Here is a 16,691-nt window from a genome sequence, read left to right as displayed (position 1 = left end):
AGTAAGTGAATCGCTCATCCCAACGGGGTACGCCGTCCGCCCGTCCGAAGCGAGCAGGACCGCTGATGGTGTCCGGAACCGCGCCGGTGCCAAGGTGAATGCATTGCCGAATTGCTCGACCGAAAGGGGTGGGTGCAGACAGGGATTTGCGTTCTCGTGCGCTGGGGGTGGCCACGAGAAAGAATGGACGGGCGGCGGTATCCGCGCGGGATGCCGCCGCCCGTCTACCCGCGCCGCATGTGCAGGCGCACCGTGGTGCCGGGCCCGCCGGTGCGCATTTCGAGGAGATCGCAGATCTGCCGCGCGATCCAGAGCCCGTGGCCCTGGCCGGCCTGCGGATCGGCGCGCAGGAAGCCCAGGAAGCTGTCCCGGGCCCGGCCCTCGTCGATGATCTCGCAGATCACGCGCCGGTCGGTGGCCCACAGGCGCACCTGGCCGCGGCCGGCGCCGTGCCGGATCGCATTCGTCGCGACCTCGTTCACCGCGAGCGTGAAGTCGTCGAGGCGATCGGCCGGCACGCCGAGGCGCTCGGCGTGATCGGCGACGAATTGCCGTACCGGAGCCATGTCTGTGAAATCGGGGAGCCATTCGACGCCGTTGGCCGGGCGGGCCAGGAGCGCGACGTTGTGCTCGGCGTAATAGGAAACGGGATCGGCATAGGTGGCGCTGGCCTCGCTGTGCTCGCCGATCGCGAGGGCCGGATGGGTGCGCCGGGCATCGTCGACGATCGCGGTCGGCAGGTTGCGGGTGTCGTACCCACACATCACCCACGCCCGCGCATCGGCCAGTGCGACGTTCATGACCGACTCGTACCGGCCCCACTCCGACGTCTCGAGCGCGTCCCGCCCGGCCCAGACCGGCTCGCCGAGGACCCGCAGGATCCCGGTGCGGCCCGGGAGCGCATCGATGCGGCGGTGGTGGGCGTCGAGCGTGCGGCCGGGGGAGTCGAACCAGCCGTTGGCGGGCAGGAACGTGACCCGGCCCTCGGCCGCGCCGAGCCGCTCGCGCAGCAGCGACTCGTTCTCGTCGGAGGTGACGGCGAGGACCGTGTCGCCGCGGTGCAGGCCCTCGGTCACGAACGGCACCGCCGCCGCGAGGAACGCGGCGGGCGAGTCGAACACGAGCGCCTGATGAATGAGGTTCACGGCGACTCGTCCGCATCCGGCAGCGTCCAGCGCGCGATGTGCAGGACCTTGCGCATCGCGGTGGGCATGTGGCGCACCTGCACCCGGCGCTCGGGCGCGACCGACTCGGCGAAGCGCACCAGCGCCCGGATGCCGGCCACGTCGATGAACGTGAGCTCGGCGAGGTCGAGCACGAGCACCGGCTCCCCGGTCGGCCAGGCCGCCGCCTGTTGCAGGGCGTCGGCGAGCGGGGCGGCCGTGGCGTCATCGACGACACCCGCGATGCGCAGCCCGCGCGGCGAATACGTCGGCACGATCCGCAGCTGCCGGTCGTCGTGCAGCGGGTCGATGCAGACCACACCGTGGTGCACGGACACCAGACGCGTCAGGTCCGCGCGTTCGAAGAGCCGTTCGTCGTACTGGCAGACGGCCGCCAGATCGCCCGAGTCCACGACCGTCGAGGAAACCCCCGACTCGTACTCGTGCAGCTTCGTCGCCCCCGGCACGCCGCGCAGCGCCCAGCTCATCTCGCCGGTGAGGCGCAACCCCTGGAACCCGGCCGCCCGCGCGTCGCGCACCGCGTCCCGGATGCCGCCGACCACCTCGGCCGGGTCGAAGCCGTCGCGCCCGTCGGCCCCGCGCACCTCGAGCTGCCCGCGGGCGATCGCGAGCGCGCCGTCCACCCCGCGCGGGTCGAGCCACGCGTCGAGGGCCTCGGGGTTGGTGCGGTCCGTGAAGTACAGCACGCGCTCACCCCGCCGCAGCCCGTCCGCGATGAAGGCGGAGACGACCTCGCGCTGCTCGACCTCGCTGGCGAAGGGCAGGCAGAGATGGTCCCCAGGGCGGACGCGCCCTGCGTGCGTGGCGGACATCGGTTCGCTGATGGGATTCAACCTACGCGGTCTACCCAACGCGCGTGGTTCGTGAAACGTCTAACGAATACAGCAGGTGGTGCAGACCTTCGGCGTCGGCAACGTGAAGGCCAGGCAGCACGTCTTGCGCTGGATGTCGAGGCCGCCGCCGTCCCGCGGCGAGAGCTCCACGAGGTCGTCGGCGTCGAGCACCCGCAGCAGCCGGTGCGCGGTCTCGAGCAGCGGCCCGGGAAGGGAATCGGCCGCGCGGGAGAGACCGTAGGCCACGCCGGAGCCGACCGAGCCCCACAGCGTCCGCCGCCCGAGCCGCGCCCGCTTGCGGAACTCCTCCAGGAGCGGGTCCAGGTGGGCGTCGACCAGGGAGCGCCGCAGCACCCCGAGCAGCTCGTCCTCGTCCTCGACGATCAGCAGCCCGGGCGCGTCGGTCGCCACGATCGGGTCGTCGGCGAGCACCGCCGTCACCGGGGCGCGCAGGGCGAGGGTCAGAAAGGGCCTGGGTTCGCTGTACCGCACGAGCACGTGATCCGGCGTCATCAGCGGGACCCGGCGCGAGGCGGCGAAGCCGAGCACCGCCGGCAGCGCGCACCAGTAGGAGTAGCACTTCCACGCGAGCGCGGCGGCCGCGTGCGGCTGGGCGCTCCAGCGGCGGGCCGCGGTGTCCAGGAGGTCGGCCACGTCGAGGTCGGCCGCGGGGCGCCACTCGGGACCGCCGGCGCCGACAAGATCCGGCACCAGCCCCTGGAGTGAATCTTTGCCGTGCCGATTCTGCAGCGCGGCGAGCGTGGCGACGACCGGGCGAAGGGGCTCGACCCCCTCGCGGCTGATGAGCGCGGTCACGTTGGGTCGCCGTTTTCGGCCGGGGGCACGGTGAGCCGGAACCGCGGCGCGGCGGTCGGCGCATGCGTGCTGTTGGTGCTCACCACCGTTGCGTACCCCCAGAAGTGCAAGCCAAGCGCCCACGATACAGCTATTAGGTAAGCCTAACCAGCATAACTCGTGCGCACTTCGGCGGGAGGGGTACGGTGACGGTGCGTGACCGCTGGTCGAGCGGGTGGTGACCGAATCGCGTTGATCAAGACCAATCCGGCGGTGGTGTCAACCATTTTGTCAGGAATCTGTCCCCCTAGTCTGGTCAACAGCCGGACTCGTGGACACTAACCGGACAGGGGCCGTCTCCCTGTAGGGCTGGACCGGACATGACCACGAGCGACCCATCTCCCGTGCAACGGGCGGCGGAGGCGTTCGTCGCAGAATTCGGACGCTGGCGCGTCGAGCGCGGCATGTCCAAAAAGCAGCTGGCCGCGGCCATGGGCTTCGACGCCTCGTACGTCAGCCACGTGGAGGCCGGCCGGCACCGCCCCACCGAGGACTTCGCGCGGCGCGCCGAGGCGATCCTGCAGAGCGGCGGCTCGGTCTGGCAGCGATACAAGGAGTACGACGAACTGCGGGCGACCGCGCGCAGCCGCGTGGGCGTGCCCGGGCGCGACCCGCCGGTCCCGGACCAGTGGCTGCCGCCGGGCACCGGGCTCGTGGTCGAGCGGGAGACGGCGCGGCTGTCCTATGTCGAGGGGAAGTACCGCTGCACGGTCCGCCGCGCGCTGTACAACGCCGGCACGGAACCGATCACGCGGTACCTGGTCCGGATCTCGGTCGACCGCTACCCCGACGACCCGGCGCGCTCCAACCGCCACCACCACGACCACCCGCTGTCGCTCGACGAGCTGTCGCTGGTGGCCTCGTGCGCCGGTGAGCCGATGGAGTGGCGGGCCAAGACCGATCGCGACACCCTCAAGGAGCTGTGGCTGCTCTTCGAGAACGCGCAAGGGCGTTTCCCGTTGTACCCCGGGCAGCGCACGACCATCGCGTACTCGTGGCACATCGGCATCGACAAGTGGGGCAACTGGTTCGAGCGGGCCATCCGCCTGCCCACCCGCCACCTCACCGTCGAGGTCGAGTTCCCAGCCCGCATGCGCCCGGTGGTGTGGGGCGTGCAGACGTCGCTGTCGGCCGAGGAGGTCCCGCTGCGCACGCCGATCACGCAGGAGCTGTCGGACGACGGGCGCGCGGTGTTCTCCTGGCACACCGAGGCGGCCACGCTGCACGACTACTACCGGCTCGAGTGGCGCTTCCGGGGCAGCCGTCCCGAGGGCGCGGTCGAGGACGCGGACGACTGGCCCGACCCGCCGTTCGTCCCGCCGTCCGCGCACCAGCTCTCGGCCTGACCGCGCGCGGCGCCCGGCGGAGGCGTGACCTCTTTCGGGTGCCGCACCTCGTGTGTGACACCGTGCGCGACGGGTGCGGCTACAATGCGTACACCTTGAGCGTGAAAAAGTTGTACGCCGCGTGAGACCGCCCGCGAGCCGTCGCTACGATGGCCCGCGTGGCGGAAGCGGTCTTATTCGACCTCGACGGCACGCTCATCGACAGCGAGCCCATCTGGGCCGCCGCGAACACCGCCCTGGTGCGTTCCCGCCGCGCCGAGGTCACCGATGAGCTGCTGCGGAGCCTGAGCGGGATCGACGCGACGGTGGCGATGCGACGCATCCACCGGTACTACGGCTGGGCCGGCCTCGACGTGCACGCCGACGTCGCGTTCGTCCAGCGCCGGGTCCGGGAGGCGTACGCCCGGGGCGTGCACTGGCTGCCCGGCGCCCGCGCGCTGCTCGCCTCGGTGCGCGCCGCGGGCCTGCGGGTGGCGCTGGTGACGTCGACCTATCGCGAGCTCGTGCGCTACGTGCTGGCCGAGGCCGGGCCGGGCACCTTCGACGCCGTGGTCTGCGGCGACGACGGGCACCGGCCCAAGCCCGACCCGGCGCCGTACCTGGCCGCGATGGACCTCCTCGGCCTGGCCGGCCCGGACTGCGTCGCGGTCGAGGACTCGGCCGTCGGGGTGGCGAGCGCGCACGTGGCCGGCTGCTCGGTGCTCAACGTCGCCCCGATGATGCGCTCCGACCTGGCTCACACCTGGGCCCCGTCGCTGCTGCACGTCGGCGTGACCGACCTGCGCGGGGCGGTCGCCCTCTGGGACAACCGGGAGCCGGTAGCCCGTTAGGCCATCGACAGCGAGGGTGCGCCCGGCTCCACGTGGTCGATGCACAGCACCCCGCTGAGGTGGTCGACCTCGTGCAGCACGTCGCGGGCCAGCCGGCCCCGGTCGAAGGTGATGATCGCCTCCGCGCCCGCGGGCGTCAGGTAGCTGATCACCGCCGTCCGCGGCCGGCGCAGGGCGCAGCGGAAGTCGAAGAAGCTCAGGCAGCCCTCCGTCGTCTCCTCCCAGTCGGCGCGGGCCGACGGGCCGATCTCGATCACCCGCGGGTTGATCAGCACCAGCTGCTCCTCGCCGTGCGCGCGGAAGATCGCGATCGAGCGCGGCTCGGCGATCTGCGGAGCCGCCAGGCCCATCGCACCGGTACTGAAGTCATGCACCTTCATCACCGCATCCGCCGTGGTCGTCAGGCGGTCCAGGATGCGCAGCGCCTCGTCGCGCTCCCGCGGCAGGTCGAACGGGCGGGTGCCCCGGGTCAGCATCGGATCGCCCAGCTGCACGATGCCCAGCGCGGCCATCACCTCGCTGGGACGGGCCCCGGCCTGGGGCGGGCGGCGGGCGCCCGGCGAGGGCCAGGCCGCTCCGGGCGACGCTCCGGGGCCTGGCCGGCCGTCCGAGGAGGGGGACCACAGGGCGCCCTCGGCGGGCCGGCGGGGCGCGGGGGCCGGGGCGGTCTTGCGGTCGTCTGCCACGTCGCTGGTCATCGGTGCTCCTTCAAGGGGCGGGTCGCTGCAATCGCCTCGTGAATGGGCGCGAGCCAGTGCGCAAAATGCCGCGGCCTGGCGGGGCCGCGGCGCGAAGAATCGTACGGGTGCAGAACAAATGCAACGGCCCGGCTCAGCGCCATCCACCCAGTGTGAGTGGCGATGAGCCGGGTGTGAACCCCTATAGGTCTCGTTGAACGTGAATGAATGTGTTCGATTCTTATGAGCTTAGGTATCGTTTTGTTCGACGGTGCTCAAAGGTGCTCAGTCGAGTTCGCCGGCCGCCGAGAGGTAGGCCTCGGACACGTAAACGGTGATCCAGCGGGCCGGGCGACGGTCCGCGACCAGGTCGAGAGAGGGGTCGAGGTTCAGCTGCCGGTACGCCCGGCGCATGGCATCGTCGTCCAGGACCTTCGCCAGACCGCTCAGGTGCAGCCCGATCGCGCCGCGGGCGAAGTCGACGAACAACAGGCTGATGCGCGGATCCCGGGCAATGTCGGCGACCGCCGTGGAAAGGCTCGCGTCGTCGAACTCGGGCCACGCGAGACGATTCACGCTCAGGACGCGAACGAAGCCCGCGCCGCCGGTCACGAACGTGCAGTCGTGTCCGTCGTCGGGTTCGCCGGTGGCGACGAACATCATCTCCTGGCGGCGGACGAAGCTCTGCATCCGTTCGTCGAGCGCGGTCTGAACGGTGCGGTCGGGTCGATGGTCGATTGACGCGGCAGGCACTGGACACCTCCGAGTTGATGAGCGCCTGGAGACAACCTGGCACCGGTCGGCGATTCCAGCCGGACAGCCGGTGCGACGCGACCGTTCGGTGGATGCGACTGGCATGTCCAGTGCTTCGCACCGGCGCGTCGCGGGGAATATCGGTCCCGCACACCCGTCGTCGCACAGTCAGTGCGATGCGTGGTCTCCGCAGGTAGTGACGCTGATGGACACCACGGCACCGACGTTTGACGGCGAAGGGCACCGATGAGCAATCTGTCGCGATTACTGAAGGAGAGCTGGACGCTCGTCGAGGAGCAGCAGGACAAGCTCGCCAGCTACTTCTACGCGCGCATGTTTCTCAACAACCCGAATCTGCGGGACCTGTTCCCGGTGCACATGGACGTCCAGCGCTCCCGGCTGATGGGTGCCATCGTCTCGGCCATCCAGACCGTCGACGACCCCGAGCACTTCCACGAATACCTGGCGTCGCTCGGCCGGGATCACCGGAAGTTTCACGTGCAACCAGAGCATTACGACGTTGTGGGCGAAGCGCTGATGGAGGCGCTGCGCACCTACGCGGGCGACCAGTGGAACATCGAGTACGACCAGGCCTGGACCGACGCGTACGCCAAGATCGCCGAGATCATGATCGAGGGGGCGGACGCCGACTCCAGCAACCCGCCGTACTGGCACGCCGAGGTGCTGTACCACGAGCGGCGCAGCCGTGACATCGCCGTCATGACCTGCAAGCCGATGCAGCCGATGGAGTACCGCGCCGGGCAGTACGTGAGCGTCGAGACCAAGTTCCAGCCGCGGCTGTGGCGGCAGTACTCGGTGGCCAACGCGCCGCGCAAGGACGGCTCGCTCGACTTCCACGTGCGCGCGGTCGGCGCCGGCTGGGTCTCGTCGGCCCTGGTCCGCCGGGTGCAGCCCGGCGAGATGATCCGCCTGGCCGCGCCGATGGGCCAGATGACGCTCGACCGGCGCTCGACCCGCGACATCGTCTGCGTGGCCGGCGGCACCGGGCTCGCGCCGATCAAGGCCCTGATCGAGGAGATGACCCGGGCCAACCGCACGCGCTGGGTGCACGTGTTCTTCGGCGCCAAGGACCGCGACGACCTCTACGACCTGGCCTGCCTCAACCGGCTCGCGGCCCGCTACCCGTGGCTGTCGGTGGTCGCCGCGACCAGCGAGGACCCGGACTTCCCGGGCGAGCACGGCAACATCTCCGACATCGTGGCCCGCTACGGCCCCTGGAACGACCACGACTTCTTCGTGTCGGGCTCGCCCACCATGGTGCGGGCGACCCTGCGCACCCTCGCCGAGCTGCAGGTCCCGGCGATCCGGATCAAGTACGACGCCTTCGGTGATATGTGAGCGCGGGCTGGGCGGTCCAGGTGCGGTGACCGCCCCGCCCGCGGCTCGGAAAGTACAGTTGCGCCGTGATCGACACTGGCGCGGCGATCGACCGGCGTGGCATCCGGAGTGAAGTGCTGCTCGTGCTCGGTGTCTCGCTGGGCAGCTCGGCGATCTACGCGATTCTGAACATCATCAATCGCCTGACGTACGTCAAGCCGCTCTCCGAGCAGACCGCGACGCTCAACCCGACCGTGGTGGCCGACCGGCCCTGGTTGGACCTGCTGTACCAGCTGGCCGGCATCGGGCTGGGCGTGGTGCCGGCGCTGCTCGCGGTACACCTGCTGCGGAAGTCGCACGAGGACCTCGCGGTGGGGTTGGACCTGCGCCGGCCGGGGCGGGATCTGCTGTTCGGCGTCGGGATGGCCGCGCTCATCGGCCTGCCCGGGCTCGGGCTGGTGTGGGCCGCCCGGCAGCTCGGCATCAGCGCGCAGATCGTGCCCGAGGCGCTCGGCACGCACTGGTGGTCGGTGCCGGTGCTGATCCTCTCGGCCGTCGAGAACGGGGTGCTCGAGGAGGTCGTGATGATCGCGTACCTCCTGACCCGCCTGCGCGACCTGGGCTGGGGCTGGTGGACGACGGTCGTGACGAGCGCCGTGATCCGCGGCTCGTACCACCTCTACCAGGGCTTCGGCGGCTTCATCGGCAACTTCGTGATGGGGCTGGTGTTCGGCTGGTTCTTCCGCCGCACCCAGCGCGTGATGCCGCTGATCATCGCGCACTCGATCCTCGACATCGTGTCCTTCGTGGGGTACGCGCTGCTCAAGGATCATCTCGGATTCCTGAGATAGGACAAATCCGGACAATTACGCTGAGTGCGTGGGCCGGATCATTCTCGCAGTCACCCTCGTTCTCAGCGGCGCGTTCCTCGTGCCGACTCCCGCGTCCGCCAAGGCGGAGACGGCGATCTACATCGTGCAGCTGGCCGGCGACCCGGCGCTGCGCACGGAGGCCGCCCGCGCCGGCGTGCGCGCGAACCGGCAGGCGGTGCTGCGCAGAGCCGGGATCGGCCGGACGATCTACGACTACGAGACCGCCTTCAACGGGTTCGCCGCCGCCCTGACGCCCGCGCAGCGCGAGAAGGTGCAGCGCACGCCCGGGGTGCAGCGGATCTGGAAGAACGAGACGCGCACGGTGCAGACGATCAGTACACCCGCTTTCCTCGGCCTTTCCGGGCCGGACGGCGTCTGGGCGAGCCAGTTCGGCGACCCCGCCCACGCCGGCGAGGGCATGATCATCGCCGACATCGACACCGGCTTCTGGCCCGAGAACCCCAGCCTCGCCGCGCTGCCCGAGCCGCGCCCCGACCAGGCCGCCATCGCCGGCAAGTGGAAGGGCACGTGCGCCGCGGGCACCGGCACCCCGCAGCAGACGATCACCTGCAACAACAAGGTGATCGGGGCGCGGTTCTACAACAGCGTCGGCTTCGGGGACTGGACCGGCGAGTTCCAGTCGCCGCGGGATTACGACGGCCACGGTACCCACACCGCCACCACCGCCGCCGGCGACTTCAACGTGCTGGCGACGATCAACGGCAAGCCCGTCGGGAACGTCTCGGGGATGGCCCCGGCGGCCCGGATCGCGGTCTACAAGGCGCTGTGGCGCCAGGAGGACGGGGAGGGCTCGGGCGCGACCGTCGACCTGCTGGCCGCCGTGGACGACGCGGTCGCCGACGGGGCCGACGTGATCAACTACTCCGTCTCCGGCTCCAGCGGCCTGGTCGTCGACCCGATCAGCCTCGCCTTCTACAACGCCGCGGCGGCCGGCGTGTTCGTCGCCGCCTCGGCCGGCAACGACGGGCCCGACGCGTCCACGGTCAGCCACAACGCCCCGTGGATCACCACGGTGGCGGCGAGCTCGCACGACCGCGGCTCCGTCAAGTCGGTGACGCTCGGCAACGGCAAGACGTACCAGGGGGTCGGCCAGGGCGACGCGGTGCCGGCCGCGCCGCTGGTCGACTCGGTGGCCGCGGGGCTGGCGGGAGCCGAGCCCGACCGGGTTGAGCTGTGCTATCCGGGCGCCCTGGACCCCGCCAAGGTCAAGGGCAAGATCGTGCTGTGCAAGCGGGGCGTGAACCCGCGGACCGACAAGAGCATCGCGGTGCGTGACGCCGGCGGGGTCGGGATGGTGCTCTACAACCCGAGCGAGAACTCGCTGAACGCCGACTACCACGTCATTCCGACGGTGCACGTGGACGAGAAGGCGGGGGCGGAGATCAAGGAGTACACGAGAAGCCTTGATGCCCGTGCCTCGCTGTCGGCGACCACGATCACCGTGGCCCGCGCCCCGGCCATGGCCGCCTTCTCCTCGCCCGGCCCGGCCGACGCCGGCGACGGGGACCTGATCAAGCCCGACCTCACCGCGCCCGGGGTCGACATCGTGGCGGGCGTGTCGCCGGCCGGGCACCACGGCAACCTGTGGGACGGCGAGAGCGGCACGTCGATGTCCAGCCCGCACATCGCCGGGATCGCCGCGCTGCTGCGGGCCCGGCACCCGCAGTGGTCGCCCGCCGCGCTGAAGTCGGCGCTGATGACGACGGCCGGCAACGCCGACAACACCGGCGCGGCCATCCAGCGCGGCAGCCGCCCGGCCAGCCCGTTCGACGACGGCTCCGGCCAGGTCCGCCCGGCCCGCGCCTTCGACCCCGGGCTCGTGTACGACGCGGGGGCGCAGGACTGGGCGCGGTACGCCTGCGGGATCGGCCAACTGCAGCTCGCGAGCGACTGGTGCCCGACCGTCGGCACGGCGGACCCGAGCGACCTGAACTATCCGTCGATCGGCATCGGCTCGCTGCCGGGCGAGCAGACCGTCACGCGGACCGTCACCAACGTCACCGATTTGCCCAGCGTGTACGTCGCGGCGGTCACGCCCCCGGCCGGCACCACGGTCACGGTGGAGCCGTCGACGATCACGGTGCCCGCGGGGGGCTCGGCGAAGTTCACGGTCACGGTCAAGCGGACGGACGCGGCGTACCGCGAGTATGCCTTCGGCGCCCTGACCTGGACCGACCTGCGCGGCCACGCGGTGCGCAGCCCGATCGCCGTGCGCCCGGTCGCCCTCACCGGGCCGGGGGAGATCGTCGGCACCGGGACGTCCGGTCAGGCGGGCATCGACCTTGTTTCAGGCTTCGGCGGTACCGTCACCGCTCACCCCTACGGCCTGGCCGCCTCCACCGAGCACGCCCAGAAGCTGATCGGCAGCACCGCGGCGTTCGTGCCGTCGGCTCCCGGCGTCTCCCCGGCGATCTTCAGCTTCGAGTTCACGCTGCCGCCGGCGACCAAGCTGGCCCGGCTGGCCACCTACGACGCGGACGTCGCGCCCGGCACGGACCTGGACCTGTACGTCTACCAGAACGGCGAGCTGGTCGGCCGCAGCGACGGCACCTCGTCCGACGAGGAGGTGCCGCTGACCGGGGGTTCCGGGACGTTCCAGGTGTACGTCGTGCAGTTCGCGCTGCCGCCGACGCTGAACGAGCAGGTGGCGAAGGCGCACCTGTTCGTGGTCGGCGCCCCGGTCACCGGGAACCTGACCGTCTCGCCCAAGACCCGGCCCGTCGCGCCGAACGACAAGCTGCACTTCGACGTGGCGTGGCAGGGTTTGGCGGCGGACAAGCGCTACCTCGGGATGATCGAGTTCGGCGACGGTACGGCGGCGCGGGCCTGGACCACCGTGGTGATCGGCCCGCGGCCGCCGACGATTCCGCTCGCCCCGCCTTCCTTGCCGTTGCCGCCTCGGCCTTTCGGGTCTTCCCTGGCTAGGCCGTGAACTGCAGTTGCAGCAACATCGGCGCCAGGAAGAGGCCTTGTGCGACGAGCGCCAGGAAGAGGTAGAAGCGCTCGAACGTCCGGCTGGCGCCCAGCATGCCCAGGACGATGAAGGCCGGGAACCACTCGAGCGCGATCCGCGGGGCCGACATCAGGTAGTTCGGGAACGCCGTCTCGGTGCAGATGAACAGGAAGATGGGCAGCGCCGCGTAGATCAGCAGGTAGAACTGGTCGGAGCGGAAGCTGAACTTGCTGCGCCGGCGCAGGGCGAGCAGCAGCAGACCGATCGCGCCCAGTACCGAGACCAGGTTGAACACCTGCAACAGGCGCCAGTCCTGCAGGAACGGCTTGTCGTTGAGCAGCTTGATGGTCTTCCAGATCGGCTGACCGGGCCACCCGTACTGCCGGTGCCACCCGTCCTGCGCATGGCTGAACGCGAGCCAGTCACCGGTCGTGTGGTGCAGGAAGATCGCGAACGCCACGACGCCGCTGGGGATCAGCAGGAACCCGAGCGCGTCCCAGCGGACCTTGCGCAGGCTCCACCCGCGCTGGCGCAGGTACTCGTAGATCAGCGGCGCGGCCAGCAGCAGCCCGAACAGCCGCGTCGACCCCGCGAGCGCGGCGAACACGCTGGCCCACCAGAAGTTCCCCTTGCGGGCGGCGTAGAGGGCGGCGATGACGAGCGTGATGTACAGCGACTCGTTGTAGGCCGCGAGCAGGAAGAACCCGGCCGGGAAGGCGGCCATGTAGAACGTCGTGCGGCCGGCGACCTTGTCGCCGAACTCCTCGTCCGTGAGCCGGTGCAGCAGGACCAGCGCCACGAGCCCGAAGAAGACGCTGATCGCCAGCGCCGCGGGCAGCCCGCCGCCGGGGAGGATCGGGTTGACCAGCTTGATCAGGCCCGGGTACAGCGGGTAGAACGCCGGCGCGAACTTGCTCCAGAGGTACCCGTCCTCGGCGATGCGGACGTAGAAGATGGTGTCGAACTTGTACCAGGTGCCCATCAGGTCGTGGACCGGCGGGATGCGGTCGGGCATGAACCGCCACGCGTAGAACGTCACAAACACGTACGCGGCCCCGGCGGCGGCCCACACGCCCGCGGCGACCTTGAGCGACCGCAGCCACGGCTGGAGCCATGCTCTTTTGATGTTTGGCTCGGCTTGGGTTTTTTCGATCTCTGAAACTGTGGCGGGAGTCACCGGCTTACCCGGTTCTCGCTCACTGTGCAAGTCATCGAGGTCGATATCGTTCACGTCGGCAGCGTCAGTTTCAATAGCGCCAGAGGGGAGCGACACAGGGCGAGACTATACATAAGCCCAGTTCACATTGCCGAGTCGAGTCATTGGCTTCCACAGTGACTTCGACGTTGCCGGTGCGTTTCCGGTTGCTGTCCACGAAGGTATTCCAGCCCACAACGACGGCTCTCCTCACTCCCCGTACACCCAGTTCTACCCCGCCCGCGCCGGCCGGGGTTCACAGTTGTGCGAGGGTCCTTCGGCTTTTTCAACCACGGAAACCGCGGTAGTACCGCACCGCGCGGGCCGCCAAACGCTCGGTGCTGCGCGCGGCCGTGACGGAGCCCACGACGAGCCCGGCCCCGGGCACGAACCGCCGCGCGATCCGCGTGGCGGCAGCCCGGAGAAGCCCAGCTCCGACCATCCGCGCGAGCGGAGCGCTGACCCGATCGGCCCCGACCCGCCGGCTGGCCCGCCGCCCGGCCGTCCGCTCGGCCGCCATGACCGCAGCTTCGGCGGTCTCCACGGATCCGTGCACCCGCTGCAGCACGAGCAGCTCGGCGGCGCGGCGGCGGTCCTCGGGGTCGTGCCCGTACGCGGCGGCCAGGTGCAGCACCAGCTTGGCCTGCAGCCACGCGACCCCGGCGGCCTCGACGACCAGCCCGGTGGGCCCGACCAGCCCGGCGGCGAACCCTTGCCGCCGCGCCCGCCGGACGAACTCGCGCGTGATGGCCCGCGAGAGCGCATCGCCGTCGGCGTCGGGATAGGTCACCTTGTACCAGTCCACGCGCCGCTTCGCGCCGGCCCCGAGCCGCTCGACGGCCGCGATGGCCAACGACTCGGGCAGGTACGCGGGATTGATGCCGCCGGTCGCTTCGTCGCTCTTCGCAGCGATCGACACAGCGGGCGTGGGGGCCGGGGCTTGTTCGTCCTCAACCGCGGCCACTTCAGGCTTCGGCTGGATCTGTGCTGCCTCGGGCTTCGTTCCCGCGGCGGCGATGACGGGCTGCGGTTCGGGTGCGGTGGCAGCCGGGGCGTTTCGTGGTGCGGGGATCACCGTCTGTGGCTGCTCGACGATCGGCTCGGAGCTCATCGCGGACGTGGCCTTTGTCACTGCGGCTTTTTTCGCGGGAGCCTTCTTGGCCACCGCCTTCTTGACCGGTTCGGCGGGCTGTGCGGCTTTCGTCGCTTTGGCCGCCTTCTTGGCCGGCGGGGTGGCCTCGGCTGCGGGTGGGACCTCCTCGACGGTCTCCTTGGTCGGCGCGGCCTTCTTGGTCTTTGTGACCGCGGCCGCCTTCTTGATTGGGGTGGCTTTCTTGACCGGAGCGGCCTTGTTCGCCGGGGTGGCCTCTTGCATGGCGGCGGGCGGTTCCGGTGCGGTGGGCGGTTCCGCTGCGGGTGGCGCGCTCTTGATTGCCGGTGCCGCTTCGGCCGCCTTCTTCGCCGGGGTCGCCTTCTTCGCCGCCGCCTTCTTCACGGGCGCGGCCTTCTTGGCGGCAACCGGCGTCGGCTCGGCGGCGGGGGGCGCGGCCTTCTTCGCCGCGGCCGGCCGCTCAGGCGTGCTCGCCGGCTCGGTGGTTGCGGCCCGCGGGGGGTTCGGGGTGGACTCGGAGGTGGCCTGCCGGGGCGGAGTCACCCGGAAGGGCGTCGAGGCAACCGTAGGCGCAGCGGGCGCGAACGGTGTCGTGGCAGCCGGCGTACGCGGCCGCGGGGGAGCCTTGGGCGCATCCTCATCCGTCGGATCGCGCGGCGGAGGTTCAAATCGCAGCGATGTATCGCCCAGGGCCGCAGCCTTACGCGGGCCCGGGTCCGATTCCTGCGTCTGCGCTTCCTGACGACGCCGCGGCGGAGTTGCGTCCTCTCCCATCTGCACGAGCGTAATGGCCAAGCGCCCTGAGCACCCGTTCTGCGATGATGGGACCAGAGGACGCGGAAGGTGTACCCGCTTTGCCGGGTGCTGAGGGCTGCCTGTATCCTCGGACGGCGGTCTCCGGTGACGGGGACGGCTGGAGGCTTCGCCTAGTTCGGTCTATGGCGCCGCACTGCTAATGCGGTTTGGGTCTTAAAGCCCATCCCGGGTTCGAATCCCGGAGCCTCCGCGCAAGACGAAAAACCTGGTGTGTACACTAGGCGAGCACCGAGCGCCCGTAGCTCAACGGATAGAGCATCTGACTACGGATCAGAAGGTTAGGGGTTCGAGTCCCTTCGGGCGCGCAAGATCGTCAGGGGTCTGAACTGCGGCAACGCGGTTCAGACCCCTGACTGTTTCTGTCCTTTGTGGATGATGGCTGGGCCTGGTCACCGCAGGGGAACAGGGCGATCCGGCCGGGCGGATGCCGGCCATCGAGCCGTGTCGGCGTGGCGGCAGACCTCGCGCAAGCGGCGGCGGGCGGCAGCACACCGGAGGGCGGCTTCCTCGGCCTCACGGGATGCCTGCCTGGCGCGCTTGAGCGCGTCGTCGGCGAAGTCACGGTGCCGGTCGGCCCGGTCACGCGCTCGGGCCGCGAAATCCAGCCGCAGGTTCGGCGAGCCGATGGACTCCACGTTGCCGGTGGCGGTGTCCAGGACGACACTCATCCTTGCATGACGCGTGCTCCCGGGCGATACGGTCAAGCCGCCGCTCGCGGAGGATTCGTTCGCGGATGGTACGGCTTCGCTTTCGCATGGCTGGCCGTCGGGGACAGGGGTACCGGAGGGCACGTGACGGTAGACCGGGTGACGCTGGCGGCCGGGGAGACCGACACCGCCATCGGCATCCTGCAGCAGGTATTCCAGCCGCAGCGCCCGTTCCGGTTCCAGCATGCGGGCCGGCCGGTCCAGCTGTCATTGACCGCCGCCCAGGCCGGGGAACTCCGCGCGGCCCGGTTCGGCTGGGGCGAACTCATGTGCCGCGCGGTCGCAGAGCCCTTCGACGAGTTCATGGCCGGTGTGTTGATCGGCGGGCGGATCAACTGGTCCGCCGGCAACGAAGCGGTGGCGCTGCGCCGCACCGACGTGATCCGGTACAGCAACACGAGACCGAACGACACGTCGTTCGTCGCCTACGACATCGCCACGATCAGCATCCCCACCGCGACGCTCGAACGGTTCGCCGAGGCGCATCTGGGCATCGGCGCAGGCGAACTGCGGTTCGACGGCATCACTGCCGTGTCCGACACCGCAGCGCGGCAGTGGCGAGTGCTGACCGAGTACGTGCACCGGAGCCTGGCCATGCCCGGCCCCGGGCTGGACAGCCCGCTGCTACTCAGCCAGTTGACCGGTCTGATCTCCGCAACGGCACTCACCGTCTTCCCGAACACCAGCATGACCAGCCACTACCGGCCCGGGCCGAAGGCGGTGCCGCCGGCTGCGTTGCGCCGCGCGGTCGCCTACATCGACGCACACATCGGCGAGCCGATCACGCTGGCCGACATCGCCGCCGCGGGCGGAGTCACCGGCCGATCCGTGCAGGCCGCGTTCCGCCGGTACTACGCCACCACACCGATGGGATACCTGCGGCGCGCCCGACTCGACGCCGCCCACCGCGACCTGCAGACGGGCGACCCGACGGCCGGCGACACCGTTGCCGCCATCGCGGCCCGGTGGGGCTTCGGATCCGTGGACCGGTTCACCGCCTCATACCGCGCACAGTACGGAGTACTGCCGAGCCACACCCTGCGGACATAACGCTCCGCGTTGCGTTGCACCCGCGTCCGGCACGACGCATCCGCTGGTGACCGAGCCGCGACCGGCCAGCGCCCCGCCTGGCGCGACGAAGCCAGCGGCGCCGCGATCGGGCCGCGCACTCGCGCACCCGCGCACCCGCGCACCCACGCA

12 protein-coding genes, 2 tRNA genes and 1 pseudogene are annotated in these 16,691 nt (G+C 70.5%); 8 read left to right on the top strand and 7 right to left on the bottom strand.

Annotated features, from left to right (window positions below; genetic code table 11):
• Positions 1-224 precede the first annotated feature (224 nt).
• From ACQPZ4_RS49440 to ACQPZ4_RS49430, 3 genes are read right to left on the bottom strand one after another with little or no spacing between them, the layout of a single operon-like run.
• Positions 225-1,145 (bottom strand): anti-sigma factor RsbA family regulatory protein, encoded by a 921-nt coding sequence (locus ACQPZ4_RS49440; RefSeq protein WP_433053228.1) that lies wholly within the window; start codon positions 1,143-1,145, stop codon positions 225-227.
• Positions 1,142-1,996 (bottom strand): MEDS domain-containing protein, encoded by an 855-nt coding sequence (locus ACQPZ4_RS49435; RefSeq protein ID WP_433053225.1) that lies wholly within the window; start codon positions 1,994-1,996, stop codon positions 1,142-1,144. Before ACQPZ4_RS49435 ends, ACQPZ4_RS49440 begins: the two co-directional genes overlap by 4 nt.
• Positions 1,997-2,056: 60 nt before the next feature.
• Entirely contained in the window at positions 2,057-2,833 is a 777-nt protein-coding gene (locus ACQPZ4_RS49430) for a hypothetical protein (protein WP_433053222.1), read from the bottom strand.
• 359 nt (positions 2,834-3,192) lie between these two features.
• On the opposite strand from ACQPZ4_RS49430, the pseudogene ACQPZ4_RS49425 reads away from it, so the two are divergent.
• Positions 3,193-4,146: pseudogene (locus tag ACQPZ4_RS49425) on the top strand (helix-turn-helix domain-containing protein); the annotation flags it as partial.
• A 230-nt stretch (positions 4,147-4,376) separates the two neighbouring features.
• Positions 4,377-5,048: an HAD family hydrolase gene (locus ACQPZ4_RS49420; RefSeq protein ID WP_433053219.1), complete on the top strand. Its 672-nt coding sequence runs from the start codon at positions 4,377-4,379 to the stop codon at positions 5,046-5,048.
• On the opposite strand, the gene ACQPZ4_RS49415 is transcribed toward ACQPZ4_RS49420, so the two are convergent.
• Together ACQPZ4_RS49415 and ACQPZ4_RS49410 are read right to left on the bottom strand one after the other, a co-directional pair.
• The gene (locus ACQPZ4_RS49415) at positions 5,045-5,746 is read right to left on the bottom strand and encodes a peptide deformylase (protein WP_433053216.1); all 702 of its coding nucleotides are present in this window, start codon (positions 5,744-5,746) and stop codon (positions 5,045-5,047) included. The two genes, ACQPZ4_RS49420 and ACQPZ4_RS49415, sit on opposite strands and share 4 nt — an antisense overlap.
• A 264-nt stretch (positions 5,747-6,010) precedes the next feature.
• Positions 6,011-6,583, bottom strand: coding sequence for a pyridoxamine 5'-phosphate oxidase family protein (locus ACQPZ4_RS49410; RefSeq protein ID WP_433053212.1), 573 nt, complete (start codon positions 6,581-6,583; stop codon positions 6,011-6,013).
• A 141-nt stretch (positions 6,584-6,724) separates the two neighbouring features.
• On the opposite strand from ACQPZ4_RS49410, the gene ACQPZ4_RS49405 reads away from it, so the two are divergent.
• From ACQPZ4_RS49405 to ACQPZ4_RS49395, 3 genes are all read left to right on the top strand, one after another.
• Positions 6,725-7,837, top strand: a complete 1,113-nt coding sequence (locus tag ACQPZ4_RS49405) for a globin domain-containing protein (protein ID WP_433053209.1) — start codon at positions 6,725-6,727, stop codon at positions 7,835-7,837.
• Between the two features lie 65 nt (positions 7,838-7,902).
• Positions 7,903-8,667: a CPBP family intramembrane glutamic endopeptidase gene (locus ACQPZ4_RS49400; RefSeq protein ID WP_433053206.1), complete on the top strand. Its 765-nt coding sequence runs from the start codon at positions 7,903-7,905 to the stop codon at positions 8,665-8,667.
• A 28-nt stretch (positions 8,668-8,695) separates the two neighbouring features.
• A complete protein-coding gene (locus ACQPZ4_RS49395) occupies positions 8,696-11,641 on the top strand; it encodes a S8 family serine peptidase (protein WP_433053203.1) in 2,946 nt (981 codons plus the stop codon).
• Here the strand turns inward: ACQPZ4_RS49395 and ACQPZ4_RS49390 are convergent.
• A complete protein-coding gene (locus tag ACQPZ4_RS49390) occupies positions 11,631-12,734 on the bottom strand; it encodes a mannosyltransferase family protein (protein ID WP_433053199.1) in 1,104 nt (367 codons plus the stop codon). The genes ACQPZ4_RS49395 and ACQPZ4_RS49390 overlap by 11 nt on opposite strands.
• 409 nt (positions 12,735-13,143) lie before the next feature.
• Complete coding sequence (locus ACQPZ4_RS49385) at positions 13,144-14,742, bottom strand: hypothetical protein (protein ID WP_433053196.1); 1,599 nt, start codon at positions 14,740-14,742, stop codon at positions 13,144-13,146.
• Positions 14,743-14,883: 141 nt separating this feature from the next.
• On the opposite strand from ACQPZ4_RS49385, the gene ACQPZ4_RS49380 reads away from it, so the two are divergent.
• From ACQPZ4_RS49380 to ACQPZ4_RS49370, 3 genes are all read left to right on the top strand, one after another.
• Positions 14,884-14,974 (top strand) — tRNA-Ser (locus ACQPZ4_RS49380).
• A gap of 42 nt (positions 14,975-15,016) precedes the next feature.
• Positions 15,017-15,089, top strand: a tRNA-Arg gene (locus ACQPZ4_RS49375).
• Between the two features lie 144 nt (positions 15,090-15,233).
• Entirely contained in the window at positions 15,234-16,541 is a 1,308-nt protein-coding gene (locus tag ACQPZ4_RS49370) for a helix-turn-helix transcriptional regulator (protein ID WP_433053193.1), read from the top strand.
• Positions 16,542-16,691 lie beyond the last annotated feature (150 nt).

Origin of the sequence: Dactylosporangium sp. CS-033363, from assembly GCF_050942475.1 — a bacterium.
Classification (GTDB): Bacteria; Actinomycetota; Actinomycetes; order Mycobacteriales; family Micromonosporaceae; genus Dactylosporangium.
Note: the sequence above shows the minus strand (reverse complement) of the source record. Positions and strands in the feature narration are given on the sequence as shown.

What these genes read in the sequence shown, in the direction of transcription:
- ACQPZ4_RS49435 (WP_433053225.1), bottom strand. Translation starts at nt 1,996, where the DNA reads ATGTCCGCCACGCACGCAGGGCGCGTCCGCCCTGGGGACCATCTCTGC.
- ACQPZ4_RS49415 (WP_433053216.1), bottom strand. Translation starts at nt 5,746, where the DNA reads ATGACCAGCGACGTGGCAGACGACCGCAAGACCGCCCCGGCCCCCGCG.
- ACQPZ4_RS49410 (WP_433053212.1), bottom strand. Translation starts at nt 6,583, where the DNA reads ATGCCAGTCGCATCCACCGAACGGTCGCGTCGCACCGGCTGTCCGGCT.
- ACQPZ4_RS49405 (WP_433053209.1), top strand. Translation starts at nt 6,725, where the DNA reads ATGAGCAATCTGTCGCGATTACTGAAGGAGAGCTGGACGCTCGTCGAG.
- ACQPZ4_RS49385 (WP_433053196.1), bottom strand. Translation starts at nt 14,742, where the DNA reads ATGGGAGAGGACGCAACTCCGCCGCGGCGTCGTCAGGAAGCGCAGACG.